The sequence below is a fragment of the Clostridium phoceensis genome (assembly GCF_001244495.1).
Lineage (GTDB): Bacteria > Bacillota > Clostridia > Oscillospirales > Oscillospiraceae > Lawsonibacter > Lawsonibacter asaccharolyticus.
This window is the reverse complement of the sequence record NZ_LN866274.1, coordinates 2,101,218-2,116,450: the sequence shown is the minus strand read 5'-3', so window position 1 is coordinate 2,116,450 and position 15,233 is coordinate 2,101,218. Positions and strand designations below refer to the sequence as shown.

Genomic DNA, 15,233 nt, shown 5'->3' with positions numbered 1-15,233 from the left:
ATGGGGGCATTGTATCACAGCAGGTCCGCAGGGTACTTCTGTCTATCTGCTGTTTTGTGGTCCAGGGTATCGTAGGAGCCCGAAACAATCTCCTTTACATAGGACATGGAGAGCCCCAGCAGATTTTGACTGGTATCTGCCATGTGGGAAGGTGTGGCAAAGCCCGCGGCCATGCAGGCTTCTGTGAGGGTCATCCCCTCCTGCATCCGGTAAAAAGCCCGTTCCAGTTTCAGGTTTGCCAGATAGAGTCGCGGGGAGATCCCGGTCTCCTGGTGAAACAGATGAGTCAGACGGCTGGGTGACAGATGAACAGCTTGAGCCACCTCCTGGATAGTTACCGCCTCCAGTGCCTGAGCCCGTTTCATATAGGCTGCGGCAGCCAGCACTCGGCTGTCCTCCTCTGGCGGCACCAGTTTCTCCAGACCCAGCAGATTCCCGGTACCCTTCGCCGCCCGTACAGCCTCCTCCTCTGTGCGGACATTCTGCCATAAACCGCTGACTGCAGCCGCAGTTTCCTTTCCCAAGGAACGGCAAGACATTCCCTGCAGGAGCACGTACTTGACGAATCGGGCCATGGGGGTCAGTTCATCGATGAAAATCACAAGGAGGTCGGCGTCTGTACGGACTGTATGGACGACATTGGAGGCAATGGCAATGCCTGTGGCCTGCATGTGTTTTCCGTCTATCTCGGTGATGAAAGGCCCATCCAGCCCGATCAAAACATGGGCGGCGAAGTGCCGGTGCGGACGGGGATTTTGATAGGCGGCCCGAATATAATAGCAGTCCTGTATGCAAAAAACAAATGGAGGCATGGTGTCCCTTCTCAGCGCAATAGCCCTATAATTTCTTCGCGGGCCTGACGCCCCTCTGGAAACCACTCCACCATTGCATAGCAGTGGCACATTCCCGGGGCGATGGTCATGGTGTAGGGGACATTCGCCGCTTTGCAGGCATCGGCAAAAGACTCCGCCACTACAGAGAGAACTTCATCCCCACCATAGTAGAAGTGAACCGGCGGCAAGCCGGTAAAATCCCCCTTGGGACCAGAGAGCATATAGACAGGTACCGGCTGTCCCTTTGTCATAATCTTCCGATCCGTCTCCATAAAGGCGGCATCCACCATCACGTCGCGGCTGTTCAACGCCTGCATCTCCGCCCGCTCCTTTTGAGAACTGGGAATACTGCCGGGCGACACCGCGATAACCTGTCGGGGCATCCCCGTCGGCCTGTTCAGCGCATTGAGGTGAAGCGGAAGCCCGACAGCCAGTGCGCCGCCGGAGGAAAAGCCCACCAGCGAGATGTGCTCCGCCCCGTAGCACTCTGCCATCTCCCGGTAGCATTGAAGCACCATCTCATAGGTTTCTGTGATACAGTGGTCTGTACAGAGCGGATAGTATGGGAACCAGCAGTCGGAGCCGCTGCGGACAGCAAAATCCCGCGCTGTCTTAATATCGCCCTGGTCAGGACCGACGATCATCCCACCTCCGAACAAGTACAGGATCGCCTTTTTTGTCCTCTTTTGTCCCAATTGAATGGTAAGGCAGTGATATTGCCCCAGGATCAAGCGATCACCGTAGACTGCTTTATGATCTTTTGGCATCTGGAACTGCCGTCTGCGGTTCATCCCGCGCACTTTCTCCAGCAGTTCTTCCTCCGGCAGCGCGAACAGCTTTTTCGTCCCGGCGGCCCGGAGCGCTGCAGAAGCCAGTTTGTATCGAATGCTCATATCAACTTTCTCTCCTTTTATACATTGTCCGACTGGAGCAATTCCGCCATCAATCTGTCCGTGATTGCGGGAGATGCGTGTTCTTCCCCCTCCAGTTTGATGATGCGGGCATGGGGAAGCCTTTTGACGGTCTCCACCATGGCGCCATAAGGTACCTCGGAATCAGCTGTCCCGTGTAGTAATACTACCGGACATCGCACCTCAGATAACTCAAATCCCCAAGGTGCTTCCTGTAGTTTAGCTTCCTGACCGATATTCCGGAGATCGCCGCCCATAGAGTCCCGGAAATCCCGCCCTTGCAAGGCCGCCTCGGGAAAGAGGGGAAGATAACTGTCATATAAAGCCTGCCCCACCTCTTGCCGTGACATGCCGCGGAACGCATGATAGAGCGCCGCATCCTGAGCCGGATACTGCGCCAGAACATTTGGGAAGCAGACCGCAGGTATGCCGCTGTTGATATAGACAGTACCGATTCGATCAGGGTAGAGGGCCGCCAGACTATACGCATAAGGTGCGCCGGCGGAGATGCCCACGATGTCAAAGCTCTGGAGACCCAGGTGATCCCAAAATTCAGTCAGCAGCCGGCCCCAGTCGGCTACGCAGTCCATATCGAAGTAGTCGGAGTCTCCATAACCAGGGCGGGCAAGAGCGATTACCCTCATGGGCAGTCTGCAAAGAGACCCCTCCATTCCCTCTGAACATATGCTTCCCACCAAGCCGTGAAGCAAGAGTACCGGCTTGCCCGTTGATGTCCCATATTCCGCATAGGACAGACTTGCATCATTGGGAAGCTGAAAAGAGCCTAAACGCATATCGTTCCTCCATTTCCCTGATTGTAAATTAGCGCTTCTATGTAGTTTGCTATGGCTAACCGAAGTATAACACGCAAACTGTGGAGCGTCAATCACATACCTTTCCTTTTTATCTGCTGTAAATCTCTGCCCGCTCAAAAACGCAATTACCCATCAAAGATAACTGCGTTTTTTGCGGAAGGGTTTCTTGGGTGCATGAGGCAACTCGAACTTACCATATTTTGAGGAAATTTGATTGACAAAGGATCTTTGCCGCATTATCATAAACATATCTTCTGATCACGAAAGGATGTACCTCTTATGGCTGCTCGTACTGTAGAAGAACGCATCGCAATCATCGATGAAAAAATCTCCAAAAAGAAAGCTGATATTAAAGTTCTGGAGGCCCAAAAGCAAAAGTTGCTCCATCCTGTTACCATGAAAACTGTAATGGAAAAAGCAAAAGCCTCCGGCCTCTCTCCAGAGGAGATCGCAGAAAAACTCGGTCTTGAAATGTGATCCGAAAATATTGAACGGCTGACGCCTTCTCCGCGTCAGCCGTTTATGTATATGTAGGTGCCAGATATGTGTCCGTATTAGTGTCAAGCCGGTGGATATAAAAATCCAGCAGGGGCTTCCCCTTGCTGGATCTCTTGTTTCAGTCAATGGCTCAGTCCGCTCCGCAGACGGTGTCCCGCTCCCTCTCTTTTGATGGAAAAATAATCACAGCTACTCACAGAGCATTAAAAAGTCCTCTGCGACCATAGCTTGTACAATCTCGTGGAAACGCTGATCCCCCCATTCGTTGGAGAGAACCGGCCGGCCGAGCTTCTCTTGGACATATGCTTCTATCAAATCCATGTCACACATCCGGATGCCGGTATATGCAGAAACGATTACGCGCTCTTTTGTTGTCATAAACGGCTCTCACTCCCCGCTCAGTCACAAATCTCTAATCATTTTTGGGAACTAGTAGCCCCGGATGCTCACTTTGATATTCCAGCACCTGCTCCGTGTAGTCGGCCAGTACCAGCTTCAAATAGTCCTCGTCTGTTTCCCAGGAGTCGTTATTCAAAATGACTTCCAAAGCACCCTTTTCCGCTGCCTCCCGCTCCTCAGCGGTGCAGGATTCCAACGTCTGGCCTTCCAGCCGATCCAACAGCTCTTGTTCATAGGTCTTTCGACAGCCGATCAGAACGTCGTTTACAAAGTGCAGATCAAGCTGGACGCCCCCATACACAAAACTGAGCTGCCGGTCCGTGATCCCGGCGCTGGTCGCGGTGATCCCGTCCACATATCCGGTCTCCGAATTGTATTTGACCACATGGAGCTCTAAATTATCGGGATTGGAGCCGCCCTGCTGTTCTTCCGATTTCGCATCAATCATGGCCTGCTCAATGAGGTCGATATATACGCCGTCGTAAGTCAGGTCTGCGTTCACCACTGTAAATGGTTCGGCTGGATCCGGAGTCAGGTCCGCCACAGCCCTCCAATACACAAATGTTCCGCCAGCCACTACGATAAGCAGAAAAAGCGCCACGGCAAGCAGAAAAAGCGCCACGGCCAACAAGATTTTTTCTTTTTTCATAAAGGTCTCCTTATCCACTTGAAAATTCTAATAGATGGATTATAGCATCGCTGTGCAAAATACGTCCAATAAATTTCCTTCATAAAAGATTCCATTTATGCCATGGGTTCACACCGCCTCTTGACAGGTGTCCGGGAGCCTCTTATATGCACGAGATGCAAGAAAAAATTGCGGTGGACACGTTGAGCAGGAAGAAATCTTGATTTTCTGCCGGTCTTTCTATATAATCGCATCGGTGATTGTCATGTACAGGATGAGCCTGAAATGCTGCCCGAAGTGCAAGAAGGTTTTTATTGCGGAGCCTTATCAGAAGATCTGTGGGGAGTGCAAGGAGCAAAGACGAATAAAGCAATATCTCAGGACGCATAAGCAGCTGGCTCCATTTGAAGATTATACAAAGCCGCTGCTCAAAATCCAATGTATCATCTGCGAAACAGAAACGCCGCTCCGTAAGTCGCGCTACAGGTTGTACTGCAGGAAATGCGGAGCGCTCATCTATGATCCCGCTATCGATAAGGTTCCGGTTTAGATGTTTCCAGTTTTGTTTTCAGGATGCCAGGGTGAAAGATTGATGGGAGGAGTGCAGGTGTCTGATGGACGGGTTTTTCTCAGAGCAGCCGTGCTACCGTATTGAAATATTGGAATGGATCAATGAAGAGGATATTACCGACGAATGGCGTTATATCTGGAAGCATGACCCGCCTGAGCCGGTCTATGAAGTTATGATGGGCGGCTTTGTTGAGTCCCTAAATCTCGCCTTTGTGTACGAATCAATATATACCAGATCCGAGTATGAACAGATCCGGCAAAGCGGTTTCGATTACCAACCGCTGTTGTGGAGAACCCATATTCTCACGGACTGCCCAGACGATGATGCTAACTATGAAAAGGACGAGAACGCGGGAACTGGAGTTGCGGCCAAGCGGCTATCTAAATTTACGCTTTTTCCACGGTTGTGGAGGTAGCAGTCGGGGCGCTCATGCAGACGGAACCATAACCCAACTCCTGCCAGAGATAGGTACAAAATGAGCCCGAATAAACTGTTGTCCGGGTAAATTGGTTATGAAAAAAGCAGGCATGGAAGATCTCCCCCGTAGTATTTTCCGTGCCTGCCTTTATCATTTATATTTACATTCACATCTGACTCGCCATTTTCAAATATATAGGCTAAGAATCAGTTTCCCGGTCAATAGTAGCGTGTCCCGGGGCTGCCAGCAGAGCGGCAAGTCATCATCAATCAGCAGGATCTGTTTTCGCATGAAACCGCCTCCCATCCCCGGTTGGATCTGTATTTGGGTGGGCCTTCTGGTACAATTCGGCCAACTTCTGAAAACTTTCTGGGCTGATCACATGCTCCATGCGGCAGGCGTCCTGTTCCGCTGTTTTGGGATCGACACCTGCCTCTACCAGTAGGCGTGTGAAGAAGCAGTGCTTCTCATAGGTCTGTTCTGCTACTTCCCGGCCCACATCGGTCAGGCGGAGAAAGAAGTCTCCGTCCATGGTAAGAAGTCCGCCCTCTTTCAAGGTAGATACCGCGTGACACACGCTTGGTTTAGATACCCCCATGTGCCGGGCCACATCCACAGAGCGCACCATGCCTTTTTCCTTTTGGAGTACCAGCACGGCCTCCAGATAATCCTCGCCCGACGCATGAAGTTTCATTTTGCCTCCTATCCCATCTCGTTCAGAAAAAAGCGCAGCAGGCGTTCCCTGCCCTCCGGCTTACAGAGGGAGTAACTTTCCTGAATCTCGCCGTGCTCCATGTGGATAACAAAGTTACAGCACCGCAAAATAAATTCCGGGTCGTGCGTCACCACAACCACTGTTCTCCCATGCTCCGCAACTCTGTTCACCACCTCCGCCACCTGCCTCATGTGAAACAGGTCCAGCCCGCTGGTTGGCTCATCAAATACGATCAGCGGCCGTTCCGATGCAATCGCAGAGGCGACGGCCACCCGCTGCTTTTGTCCCCCGGACAGCCCCATGGGATGGCGCTCACGATATGGGAGCAGGTCCATCTCAGCCAGTACCGCCTCCGCCTTTGCCTGATCTTCTGTACTCATACTCAGGAATAGTTCATCCAGCACGCTTTCTGTGAAAAGCTGGTGGTTTACATCCTGCATCACCATATAACAGAGCTTCAGCCGTTCTCTTCTGGAATAGATCTTATCCTGATTCCGCACAATGCCGCCACACCGCTTTTCCAGCCCGCACAGGCAGCGGGACAGGGTGGATTTTCCCGCTCCGTTATGCCCAATGATTGCGGTTGCACCGCCAAAGGGGAATACAGCCTCGTCAATGTGCAGGGTTTCCGGCTGATGCTTGTATGCAAAGAAAAACTGACGGATTTTCCATTCGGAACCCCCGCCCCTGTCACAAGGCGCCGCTATGTTCCTTAAAGAGTTTAACTCCAGCGGCCGCAGCCCCATCTGGTCCCTCTGCTCTGCGGGCAGGCTTTGGAATTCCTCGGCGGTGTAGTCGCCCCGGATCTCTCCATCTTTCATATAGAGGACACGGTCGGCCAGGTCGCGTAAATAATAGAGCCGGTGTTCTGATATGACAATGGTTTTCCCCTGGGCCTTCAAGAGCATGAGCAGTTTTCGGAAATCCGCAATCGCGTAAGTGTCCAGATTGGAGGACGGTTCATCCAGGACATAAATATCCGGCTCGATTGCTGCCGCTGACCCGCAGGCGATTTTCTGCTTCTCCCCGCCGGAGAGGGAGAAGATGCTTCGCTCAAGCAGAGATTCCAACTTCAGCTGCTCCGCCACCCGGCGGACCCGCTCGCGGACGGCCTTCTCGGGCAATCCGTGATTTTCCGGGCCAAAGGCCAGTTCGCTGGTCGTGTCCACATTGAAAAACTGGGAGCGTGGATTTTGGAACACAGAGCCTACTTTTTGAGAAATCTCAAAAAGCGACAGTTCGCGGGTATCTTTCCCATCCAGATAGACCGAGCCTGTAAAAGTCCCCTCGTGGTAATGGGGGATCAGGCCGTTCAGCAGGCGGGTCAAGGTTGTCTTGCCGCAGCCGGAGGCCCCGCAGAGAAGAACAAAGGAGCCGTCCTTAATCGTACAGGTGATATGCTTCAGCGCCCCTTCCGTCAGGCATTCCCCATCCACAGGGCCGCTTGCCGGATAGGAAAACGACACATCTCTGCACTCAATCATGGCATTCACCCCCTTGCAGCCCACACATAGACTTGCGCGGCAAATGCCCCAAGGCAGATCAGGAGCAACACAATGTCCTGTGCGCGAAACCCGATTTTACAGATGTTGGTCCGCTTGACCGGTCCGCCCAGGCCGCGGGTCAGTGCCGCCGCACTCAACTCTTCTCCAATCTTGACGGAGCAGATCATCATGGGAACCATGCGGTATTCCAGAATAGAGCCGGCCTTTCCACCGCCAAAGCGGACGCCGCGCATCCGCATGGCATCCCCAATGGCGCTCCATTCTTCCGCCACCGTCGGGAAAAAGCGGAACATGACCGACATTGGGATCGTGATCTGCTGCGGCAGGTGAAGCCGCTCCATGGCGGCCACGAATTCGCTGACGGTTGTGGTCGTGACTACGAAGTACCCCATGACAATTCCCGGCGTAAACCGGAGGAACAGCCCCACAATGGCAACCGCGATAAAATTTGCAACCCCGGTCAGATAGGATAGTCCAAACAGTTCCAAGCAGAGGCTTCCCCCAAAAATCAGGAGATAGAGGACAGCGCCTTTCCATTTTCCTGCCGAGAGCAGAATCAGCAGGGGGATCGCCGCCAGCACAATGATGTAATACTGCATGACGCCTTCATACGAGCCGCCCAAAATGAAAACGGCTATGGTGGTCAGCACCGCCAATTTTGTGCGGGGATCTAAAACAATCCCACTGTGGTTTTTCTGACTGGCAAGAAGCTCGCGGCTCATTATACAATTCCCGCCCGTTCAAAGTGCTTTTTGAAAATTTTGCGTCCAATCAGGCCGCCCACCAGCCCGCTGACAAAGGCCGCCACCAGAAGCACCGGCAAAATCCAGTCCGGCATATAGGCCATGAGCGTGTCTACATATTCCTGTCCATAGCCGGGAAGGAGATTTTGATAGTAAGCGTCCCGTGTCACAACAATAGGGATGAACGCGCCGATCACCCACATGGAGAAAACGCCGTGAATCAGGACTTCGCGCTTGGCGTTTTTGTAGCCGCAGCCCCTCATCATGAAATCAGAGATCAATCCAAAAATCAGGCCGGTGGGGATGCACCAGTAGCCCATTCCGGTAAGCAGCATAATAATACCGAGCAGCAGACCGCAGATAGTCAGCATACCAAACTTTTTAATTTTGGAGAAAAACAGCATCATGGGGATGCCGCCGACCAGCGGAACGATCACACTGATGAGCGGAATGAAAATAGGGATAAAGCCAATAGATGCCGCGGCAAAGATCACGATAAAGTAGATCGCCGTAAAAATACCGATGTTGATTAAATCTTTCCCTTGAAGCCTGTTCATTGAGAATCCTCCTACACATGATTGATTTTCGGATTAGACAACGCTAACCGTCGTAATAGTAGCACAGATCAAATCACGCTTCTATGCACATATCGGCAGTTTAGGCCCGAATAGCAAGGAGTTTTCTCTTTCCTGTTGTTTGATGATTGACCCCTAAAAGGGGACGGCCTATAATAAACTCAATCATTTTGCCGCGAAAGGGGGAAAATTTGTTGCGCGACATGATGGAAAGCATCCTGAAAAACAGTGATACCGTTTTGGGCGTAGAGTGGAAAAGCGGCCCAAATAGCAGCGAACTTCTTTTGGAGCAGGAGGACGGCCGCGGGAGAATGGTCTTCCACCCGCTCTTTCCCGGTGTGACCCTGGCGTTTATTCAGGTAAACGCGTCAAACTGGCCGGAGTCCGAGGCCAATGCCGAGCTGCGGCCCCTGCTGATCAATTACTGCGTTGCAGGAAGAAGTGAGCTTCTTCTGGATGACGGAGCCTACATATACCTGAAGGAAAATGATTTTGCCATCAGTGAGCAGACGGCCCAGGACGGCTATATTTTCCCAACAAGGCTTTATCAGGGCATTAAAATCTATTTTGATATAGAACAGCTCTCTCATCACGCCCAGGAACTGATGTCCGCTTTTGAGCTGGATTTTACTCTGCTGCGTGAGAACTATTGCCGCAGACAAAAGACCTATATCAACGAGGCGGACAGCACACTTACCGCCATTTTCCACAAACTCTGGGCACTGTCGGAGCAGCCGTCTCTCTTTTATCTGCGCATCTATACGCTGGAACTGATTTACGAACTGCTCCATACAGAGCCGCGCCCTTCAAAAACCTGCGGCTTTTATACGGAACTTCAGGTGGGGATCGCCAAAAAAGCAGAACAAATCCTCACCGCGGATCTCCGGAAACATATCCCCGTGCGTCTGCTGGCGGAAAAATTCTCCGTTGGAGAAACCAGCTTGAAAAACTACTTCCGTGGGGTGTACGGCCAGAACATCTCCACCTATCTGCGGGAGGTCCGTATGAAAGCCGCCGCTGAATTTTTAGCGGACACCAGCCGCCCCATTGCGGAAATCGCGGAGCAGGTTGGCTATTCCAATCAGGGAAAGTTTGCAGCGGTATTCAAGAAGCAGTTTGGCATGTCCCCGTTGGAGTACCGGCGCGCACAGAAGCTGGCCGCACTTTAGGCGCCGCTTCCCATAAAATAAGCGCAGACCCTTGAAAGGCCGCCCGCATCCATAGGATATTGGCCGGCAATGTTTCCCTGGGCGAAATGGATGATGTCCGTGCAGCAGTCCAGCAGCAGTTCCAGATCGTGTGTGATCACATAAACAGTGACGCCTTCCGTGCTGAGCTGCCGCAAAACAGCGGCGACCTCTTTCATGTGCCGGTAATCAAGGCCGCTGGTGGGTTCGTCAAAAAAGAGAATAGACCGCTTTGACGCAATGGCGGATGCGATGGCCACCCTCTGTTTCTGCCCGCCGGAAAGCGACATGGGGTGCCTGTCTCTGAACGGGAGGAGATCCAGCCGGGGCAGGTAAGCCAGCGTAAAGAACTCCAGATGCGTAAGGTACAGGGAGCGGCCCCGTCACTTTACCGTCTGTTTGCGAAGGTGCAGTTCCATGCCTGGAAAGGTGAGGATATGCTTTGTGGTGGGCGGCTCCACGACCTCGATTCCAGGCTCTTGCGCCAGGAAATCCTTGAGCTTGTTCAGGAGCTGTTCCTCGCCATCTGTAATGGATAAAATCAGCAGCTTCCCCACGCTGGCTCCTCCCTTTCAATATTTCTACATCCTCCGTTAGTTCTCCCGCATATATTAGGGCTCTGATTATCAGAGGTTATCGTTTTTTCGATAGAATAGCGCCGGCAGGACAGACCAGTTTACATTTCCCGCAGCGAATGCACTCGGGGTCGTTTGCGTTTTTCACCGGGTCCACGTGCATCTTGCAGACTTTGGCGCAGGCGCCGCAGTGGATGCACTTATGTTCATCCACCCGATACCGGAAAATTGAAATGCGATTAAACAGGGAATAAATCGCGCCCAGCGGGCAGATGTACTTGCAGAATGGCCGGTAAATCAGGATGGACAAAAGGATGGTGGCCACTAAAAGCACATTCTTCCAGGCATAGAGCCAACCCAGCGCGCTGTGCATGGCGGAATTCAGCAGGACCAGAGGGATGCCGCCCTCCAGCGTTCCCACAGGGCAGATCAGCTTGCAGAAGTATGGGGCACCCTGTCCCAGCAGATCGACCAGGAACATGGGCAGCAGGATCACAAAGACCACCAGAATCACATACTTCAATTTGCGGAGAAGTTTATCCCCCCGGAAAGTCGAGATTTTTTTGAAGAACGGGATCTTATGCAGCAGATCCTGGATCAATCCAAAGGGACACAGCCAGCCGCAGACCAGCCGTCCGACCAGAGCCCCCACAAAAATGAGAAATCCAGATACATAAAAAGCCAGCTTAAAGTTCCAGCTCCCAATGACAGCCTGGAGCGCGCCGATGGGACAGGCTCCCAGCGCCCCGGGGCAGGAATAGCAATTCAAACCGGGAACACAGAGATTTTTCAGCTTTCCCTGATAGATTTTGCCCTGCAGGAAGCCGGCTAAATAGCTGTTTGTCAAAAAGGCCCATACCGCCTGCACACCATGTCTGGGCCAGCCGCTTATTTTTTTCTTAGCCAATTCCGATACACTCCAGACAAACTTTTACCGCTTTGGAGAAAACCACGGCCATCTCTCCGCGGCAGATCCCATAAGCCATGAACGCGATCCCCAGAACAGCGGCCCCGGCACCGAACCAGCGCGGGTCGATCCTGCGGCGCTCCATTACGCATCTCCTCCCAGGCGGCCCAGTTCCTGCTCCACAATGGCCTTCCATTCGTCATAGGTGTGGCCGCCCAGATAGGTTTCGCCCACGATATTTCCCTCCCGGTCCACAAAGAAGGTCTGCGGAACTGTGTCGATGCTATCCAGCAGGCCATGAAGCGCCGTCTCGTCAGGAATGAGGAACGGGAACTGGGCGCCAGACCGTTCCGCCAGGATCTGCGCCTTTTGCAGCGCTTCGCTGTCCTGCTCTCCGGCCTCGTTCCGGGTGTCCATGACGATGCCGATTACGCCAACGCCCTGCTCGGCCATATCTGCCCGCAGCTTCTCCAACTCGGGGATTTCTTCCACGCAGGGGCTGCACCAGGTCGTAAACACATTGACCAGAGTGAGCGTATGCTCCTGGAAGATTGTCTGGTCAACCGCTGTTCCCTGAATATCCGTGGTGGAAAATTCCCCTACGCTCCCGCTGATGCTCTGCGGCAAGGCGCTGAAAAAGGACAGTCCCTCCTCCATGTTTACCATATCCTTCAATGTAACCTCGATATTCTCAAGTTCTGCCTCCAGCCCCGCATCTCCTTTGGAGTTTGAGCTGAGGTAGTAGCTGTACGCACCGTCCGCGCTTTCGCCCAATTTCTGGTGCTGGTCGCATCCGGTCAGGGCGTTCAACTGCTCCTCCAGACCGGAGCGGTACACGCCAAGCGCGCCTGTGTGCGTCAATCCGCGTTTCCATTGTTCGATCCCGTCTCCGGCCAAGGGCGTCTCCGCATCCTTTTGTTCCTGGCTTAATGCGCTCCAGGAGAGAAGCGCGTAGGAGAGCGATCCATTGGCATCCACTTCCTCCTCGCTGAACTGGACCACATCGCAGGCTTGCATTTTTTCCACCAGACTGTCCGGCAACACGACATCCATGCCAAGGTAAGGGAATGAATGCTCCTTCTCCGGGTACATCCCCATTTCGGACGGCTTCAAAATCACCTCGTCCGTCGGGATGGTGACCCGGTTTCCGCCCAGGGTCATCTCCCCCATGCTTGCGGAGCCTTCCGGCGAGGCAGACGGCGAGGAAGCCTGTTCTCCTCCGGAGCAGGCCGCAAGGGAAACGAGCAGAGCCGCGGCTGCCAAAGCTGCGGCAGGCTTTCGGAAAATTCTGCGGCCCTCTCGATTGCCGCAATGGTTGTTCTTGTGCATATCCATGATCTCCTTCGATTTTTTAGACGGATGGCGCTCCATCATTGCGCAGGATAGCACACGGGGGATAAAGTCTTTGTTAACTCAACCGGCCCATCGAAATTTATTTCCGAACAGGAACGGCCAGTTAACACAAAGTTTATCGCTCCTGTGCTATAATCAAACTATCTGTTGATTGAAGAACGAATGGAGGCGGGGATATATGCGGTTGCTGATCGTGGAGGATGAACAGGACCTGGGCCGGACAATGGCACAGGTCCTGCGGTCGGATGGTTATGAAGTGGACGCCTGCGGGGACGGCGGGACAGCGCTGGAACTGGCTACAGTGGAGTCCTATGATCTGATTTTACTGGATCTGAATCTTCCCGTCATGGATGGGATGGAGGTTCTGCGCCGCCTGCGCATGGAAAATGCCGAGGTGAAAATTCTGATCCTGTCCGCCAGAACCGAGCTTCAGGACAAAGTGGACGGACTGGACTTTGGAGCCAATGACTACCTGACAAAGCCATTTCATTTCGCGGAATTGGAGGCCCGCATCCGCAGCCTGACCCGCCGCCGTTTCGTACAGGAGGACACGGTCTTATCCTGCGGGGGTATTTCCTTTGATACGGTTTCCCGCACGGCAACAGCGGGCGGCCGGGTTCTTGACCTGCCCCGCAAGGAGGCGGGGCTGCTGGAATATCTTCTGCTCCACCAGGGGCGTGTGGTGAGCGCGGAGGAATTGATGGAGCACCTATGGGATGGAAGTGTGAACAGCTTCAGCAATGCGGTCCGTGTCCACATCTCAGCACTCCGCAAAAAACTCCGGTCGGTCCTGGGGTATGATCCGATCCAGAATAAGGTCGGCCAGGGGTACACATTGGCCGTAGGGAAGGAGGACGGGAGCCGGTGAAGTACAAGTCCAAACGGCACGGCCTGACGCTGCAATGGAGGCTGGCGCTGACCTCCGCAGCGATCCTGGCCGCGGCCTGCCTGATCTTGACCCTGGTGTTCAACCACTCGGCCGGCACCGAATTGGACGATCTGGAAATCCAGGTCATCCAGCTCCAGCCCAACACCGGGGACGCGGCGCAGATCTCTGGAGGAGCTGCCGCACCGGAGCAGATGCAGATACCACAGCATTTCAGCAACAGCCGCTCCACGCTTCGGATGGAGAGCGCCGCCGCCATGCTGCTGGTCGTTTTGCTGTCCGGCGCCGTGACCTACTGGCTGACAGGGAAGGCATTATCGCCCTTACGGAAAATGGCCGGGCAAATGGAGACGATCCAGGCGCAGAATCTTGCCCAGCCGGTTGAAGTACCCGGAACAGAGGACGAGGTAGCCCATTTAGCAAAGTCTTTCAATGCGATGCTCTCCCGTCTGGAGAAGTCATTTAAAACGCAGAAGCGGTTTTCCGCCAATGCTGCCCATGAGTTGCGGACGCCGCTCGCAGTCATTCAGGCGCGGTTGGATCTGCTGGATCGGAAAAGTAAGGAACTTCCCGGAGACTGCGCGGAAAGCCTTGAGATCCTGGCGGCGCAGACGGAGCGGCTGTCCCATTTAGTCGAGGAACTGCTGCAAATGGCCCGTCTGGAAACCGTACAAAAATCAGATCAAATATCCCTTCCCGCGCTACTTGAAGAAATCCTTTGTGATTTAGAGGAAATTGCGCAGAAAAACGGGGTGAAAATGATTCAGCACCCCAGCGAAGGGGAACTTGTGGGGAATGACGCCCTGCTGTACCGTGCGATCTATAATGTCATCGAGAACAGCATCAAATATAATCATACCGGCGGGCAGGTCAGCGTCCAGTCAAATGTAGAGAAAGGGCAGATTATTATTACGATCTCAGACAGCGGCCGTGGCATCCCGGCAGAAGATCAGAAGCAGGTCTTTGAACCGTTTTTCCGCGTTGACAAGTCCCGTTCCCATCAAATAGGTGGATGCGGTTTGGGTTTGGCGCTGACAAAGGCGATCATAGAACTGCATGGCGGACAGATCGGGATTGTTTCCAGCTCTCCCAAAGGAACGACGATCCGTATCATGCTGCCGCGGCAAGGTAAGTAGAAGGAGTGTGCTTTATGAAAACAGGAACAGGATTTGTATTTCAGAACATAACGGCAGAGAGAAATGAAGAACTGCTGAAAATGTGCATCCAAATGGCCGCAGCGCTAAAAGCTCGGGGGGATGCTCCGTTTGCCGCGTTGCTGGCCGATGAAAACGGCGATGTTCTGCTGGAGCAGGACACGCTGGTATATAAAAATGGTGACAATACCGCCCATGCCGAGTCTGTACTGTCGAGCAGGGCTTCCCAAAAGTTCTCAGAGGAATTTCTGTGGAAATGCAGCCTATATACCTCGTGTGAACCGTGCTGTATGTGCACAGGGGCCATCTATTGGGCCAACATTGGCAGGATCGTATTCCCTGTGACAGAGAAAGCCGTGCTTGATGTCTCTGCGGAGAGTGGGCATCCCGATTTTCCAATGTTTCATTTGGGGTGTCGGGAGGTCCTTGCCAGAGGCCAAAAAGAGATCATTGTAGACGGACCATATGACAGTTTGGCGGAGAAAGCGTTAGAAATACACAAATAGTCTGGGAACGGCCTCAAATTTCTCGAAATTGGCAGGTAAAACTTGTGGGTTGGA

General features: G+C 53.2%; 20 protein-coding genes. 6 read left to right on the top strand and 14 right to left on the bottom strand.

The window, feature by feature from the left end; translation table 11 throughout:
* Nucleotides 1-14: 14 nt before the first annotated feature.
* The 3 genes from BN1969_RS10930 to BN1969_RS10920 are packed head-to-tail and all read right to left on the bottom strand — an operon-like array spanning nt 15 to nt 2,538.
* Nucleotides 15-812, bottom strand: coding sequence for a helix-turn-helix transcriptional regulator (locus tag BN1969_RS10930; protein WP_050624311.1), 798 nt, complete (start codon nt 810-812; stop codon nt 15-17).
* Between the two features lie 11 nt (nt 813-823).
* Nucleotides 824-1,726, bottom strand: coding sequence for an alpha/beta hydrolase (locus tag BN1969_RS10925; RefSeq protein WP_050624310.1), 903 nt, complete (start codon nt 1,724-1,726; stop codon nt 824-826).
* A gap of 17 nt (nt 1,727-1,743) precedes the next feature.
* The gene (locus tag BN1969_RS10920) at nt 1,744-2,538 is read right to left on the bottom strand and encodes an alpha/beta fold hydrolase (protein ID WP_050624309.1); all 795 of its coding nucleotides are present in this window, start codon (nt 2,536-2,538) and stop codon (nt 1,744-1,746) included.
* Between the two features lie 300 nt (nt 2,539-2,838).
* Between BN1969_RS10920 and BN1969_RS10915 the strand changes: the two genes are divergently transcribed.
* On the top strand, nt 2,839-3,036 hold the full coding sequence (locus BN1969_RS10915; RefSeq protein WP_050624308.1) for a hypothetical protein: 198 nt from the start codon (nt 2,839-2,841) through the stop codon (nt 3,034-3,036).
* Between the two features lie 210 nt (nt 3,037-3,246).
* On the opposite strand, the gene BN1969_RS10910 is transcribed toward BN1969_RS10915, so the two are convergent.
* Together BN1969_RS10910 and BN1969_RS10905 are read right to left on the bottom strand one after the other, a co-directional pair.
* Complete coding sequence (locus tag BN1969_RS10910) at nt 3,247-3,435, bottom strand: DUF7736 domain-containing protein (RefSeq protein ID WP_050624307.1); 189 nt, start codon at nt 3,433-3,435, stop codon at nt 3,247-3,249.
* 34 nt (nt 3,436-3,469) lie between these two features.
* Nucleotides 3,470-4,105, bottom strand: coding sequence for a hypothetical protein (locus tag BN1969_RS10905; protein WP_050624306.1), 636 nt, complete (start codon nt 4,103-4,105; stop codon nt 3,470-3,472).
* Between the two features lie 593 nt (nt 4,106-4,698).
* Between BN1969_RS10905 and BN1969_RS10895 the strand changes: the two genes are divergently transcribed.
* Nucleotides 4,699-5,070: a hypothetical protein gene (locus BN1969_RS10895; protein WP_050624304.1), complete on the top strand. Its 372-nt coding sequence runs from the start codon at nt 4,699-4,701 to the stop codon at nt 5,068-5,070.
* Between the two features lie 268 nt (nt 5,071-5,338).
* Here BN1969_RS10895 and BN1969_RS10890 read toward each other — a convergent pair whose 3' ends face one another.
* From BN1969_RS10890 to BN1969_RS10875, 4 genes are read right to left on the bottom strand one after another with little or no spacing between them, the layout of a single operon-like run.
* Nucleotides 5,339-5,767 (bottom strand): metal-dependent transcriptional regulator, encoded by a 429-nt coding sequence (locus tag BN1969_RS10890; RefSeq protein ID WP_050624303.1) that lies wholly within the window; start codon nt 5,765-5,767, stop codon nt 5,339-5,341.
* 8 nt (nt 5,768-5,775) lie between these two features.
* On the bottom strand, nt 5,776-7,272 hold the full coding sequence (locus tag BN1969_RS10885; RefSeq protein ID WP_050624302.1) for an ABC transporter ATP-binding protein: 1,497 nt from the start codon (nt 7,270-7,272) through the stop codon (nt 5,776-5,778).
* Nucleotides 7,273-7,277: 5 nt separating this feature from the next.
* Nucleotides 7,278-8,015 carry an energy-coupling factor transporter transmembrane component T gene (locus BN1969_RS10880; RefSeq protein WP_050624301.1) on the bottom strand — a complete coding sequence of 246 codons (738 nt, stop codon included), beginning with the start codon at nt 8,013-8,015 and terminating at the stop codon, nt 7,278-7,280.
* A complete protein-coding gene (locus BN1969_RS10875; protein WP_050624300.1) occupies nt 8,015-8,593 on the bottom strand; it encodes an MptD family putative ECF transporter S component in 579 nt (192 codons plus the stop codon). Before BN1969_RS10875 ends, BN1969_RS10880 begins: the two co-directional genes overlap by 1 nt.
* Nucleotides 8,594-8,814: 221 nt before the next feature.
* Here BN1969_RS10875 and BN1969_RS10870 point away from each other — a divergent pair, with 221 nt between their 5' ends.
* On the top strand, nt 8,815-9,780 hold the full coding sequence (locus BN1969_RS10870; RefSeq protein WP_050625465.1) for a helix-turn-helix transcriptional regulator: 966 nt from the start codon (nt 8,815-8,817) through the stop codon (nt 9,778-9,780).
* On the opposite strand, the gene BN1969_RS17200 is transcribed toward BN1969_RS10870, so the two are convergent.
* The 5 genes from BN1969_RS17200 to BN1969_RS18905 all read right to left on the bottom strand — a co-directional run bounded on the left by BN1969_RS17200 (nt 9,777) and on the right by BN1969_RS18905 (nt 12,609).
* Nucleotides 9,777-10,121: an ATP-binding cassette domain-containing protein gene (locus tag BN1969_RS17200; protein WP_336454719.1), complete on the bottom strand. Its 345-nt coding sequence runs from the start codon at nt 10,119-10,121 to the stop codon at nt 9,777-9,779. The two genes, BN1969_RS10870 and BN1969_RS17200, sit on opposite strands and share 4 nt — an antisense overlap.
* Nucleotides 10,122-10,181: 60 nt before the next feature.
* On the bottom strand, nt 10,182-10,355 hold the full coding sequence (locus BN1969_RS10865; RefSeq protein WP_242850331.1) for a hypothetical protein: 174 nt from the start codon (nt 10,353-10,355) through the stop codon (nt 10,182-10,184).
* Between the two features lie 76 nt (nt 10,356-10,431).
* Nucleotides 10,432-11,280 (bottom strand): 4Fe-4S binding protein, encoded by an 849-nt coding sequence (locus tag BN1969_RS10860; RefSeq protein ID WP_050624299.1) that lies wholly within the window; start codon nt 11,278-11,280, stop codon nt 10,432-10,434.
* Complete coding sequence (locus BN1969_RS10855; RefSeq protein WP_050624298.1) at nt 11,273-11,425, bottom strand: CD1871A family CXXC motif-containing protein; 153 nt, start codon at nt 11,423-11,425, stop codon at nt 11,273-11,275. The genes BN1969_RS10860 and BN1969_RS10855 overlap by 8 nt, the downstream gene beginning before the upstream one ends.
* Entirely contained in the window at nt 11,425-12,609 is a 1,185-nt protein-coding gene (locus tag BN1969_RS18905; RefSeq protein WP_050624297.1) for a TlpA disulfide reductase family protein, read from the bottom strand. Before BN1969_RS18905 ends, BN1969_RS10855 begins: the two co-directional genes overlap by 1 nt.
* Nucleotides 12,610-12,811: 202 nt before the next feature.
* Here BN1969_RS18905 and BN1969_RS10845 point away from each other — a divergent pair, with 202 nt between their 5' ends.
* Genes BN1969_RS10845 through BN1969_RS10835 form a run of 3 tightly spaced genes read left to right on the top strand, consistent with a single transcriptional unit; the run spans nt 12,812 to nt 15,179 of the window.
* Nucleotides 12,812-13,501, top strand: a complete 690-nt coding sequence (locus BN1969_RS10845) for a response regulator transcription factor (protein ID WP_050624296.1) — start codon at nt 12,812-12,814, stop codon at nt 13,499-13,501.
* Nucleotides 13,498-14,655 carry a sensor histidine kinase gene (locus BN1969_RS10840; RefSeq protein WP_050624295.1) on the top strand — a complete coding sequence of 386 codons (1,158 nt, stop codon included), beginning with the start codon at nt 13,498-13,500 and terminating at the stop codon, nt 14,653-14,655. Before BN1969_RS10845 ends, BN1969_RS10840 begins: the two co-directional genes overlap by 4 nt.
* A gap of 14 nt (nt 14,656-14,669) precedes the next feature.
* Nucleotides 14,670-15,179 (top strand): nucleoside deaminase, encoded by a 510-nt coding sequence (locus BN1969_RS10835; protein WP_050624294.1) that lies wholly within the window; start codon nt 14,670-14,672, stop codon nt 15,177-15,179.
* Nucleotides 15,180-15,233: the final 54 nt, after the last annotated feature.

Bases quoted from the DNA above. Each gene is read 5' to 3' on its own strand.
- BN1969_RS10875 (WP_050624300.1), bottom strand. From the start codon at position 8,593: ATGAACAGGCTTCAAGGGAAAGATTTAATCAACATCGGTATTTTTACG.
- BN1969_RS10920 (WP_050624309.1), bottom strand. From the start codon at position 2,538: ATGCGTTTAGGCTCTTTTCAGCTTCCCAATGATGCAAGTCTGTCCTAT.
- BN1969_RS10870 (WP_050625465.1), top strand. From the start codon at position 8,815: ATGATGGAAAGCATCCTGAAAAACAGTGATACCGTTTTGGGCGTAGAG.
- BN1969_RS10855 (WP_050624298.1), bottom strand. From the start codon at position 11,425: ATGGAGCGCCGCAGGATCGACCCGCGCTGGTTCGGTGCCGGGGCCGCT.
- BN1969_RS10910 (WP_050624307.1), bottom strand. From the start codon at position 3,435: ATGACAACAAAAGAGCGCGTAATCGTTTCTGCATATACCGGCATCCGG.
- BN1969_RS10885 (WP_050624302.1), bottom strand. From the start codon at position 7,272: ATGATTGAGTGCAGAGATGTGTCGTTTTCCTATCCGGCAAGCGGCCCT.
- BN1969_RS18905 (WP_050624297.1), bottom strand. From the start codon at position 12,609: ATGCACAAGAACAACCATTGCGGCAATCGAGAGGGCCGCAGAATTTTC.
- BN1969_RS10835 (WP_050624294.1), top strand. From the start codon at position 14,670: ATGAAAACAGGAACAGGATTTGTATTTCAGAACATAACGGCAGAGAGA.
- BN1969_RS10895 (WP_050624304.1), top strand. From the start codon at position 4,699: ATGGACGGGTTTTTCTCAGAGCAGCCGTGCTACCGTATTGAAATATTG.
- BN1969_RS10925 (WP_050624310.1), bottom strand. From the start codon at position 1,726: ATGAGCATTCGATACAAACTGGCTTCTGCAGCGCTCCGGGCCGCCGGG.
- BN1969_RS10915 (WP_050624308.1), top strand. From the start codon at position 2,839: ATGGCTGCTCGTACTGTAGAAGAACGCATCGCAATCATCGATGAAAAA.
- BN1969_RS10845 (WP_050624296.1), top strand. From the start codon at position 12,812: ATGCGGTTGCTGATCGTGGAGGATGAACAGGACCTGGGCCGGACAATG.
- BN1969_RS10880 (WP_050624301.1), bottom strand. From the start codon at position 8,015: ATGAGCCGCGAGCTTCTTGCCAGTCAGAAAAACCACAGTGGGATTGTT.
- BN1969_RS10890 (WP_050624303.1), bottom strand. From the start codon at position 5,767: ATGAAACTTCATGCGTCGGGCGAGGATTATCTGGAGGCCGTGCTGGTA.
- BN1969_RS10930 (WP_050624311.1), bottom strand. From the start codon at position 812: ATGCCTCCATTTGTTTTTTGCATACAGGACTGCTATTATATTCGGGCC.
- BN1969_RS10905 (WP_050624306.1), bottom strand. From the start codon at position 4,105: ATGAAAAAAGAAAAAATCTTGTTGGCCGTGGCGCTTTTTCTGCTTGCC.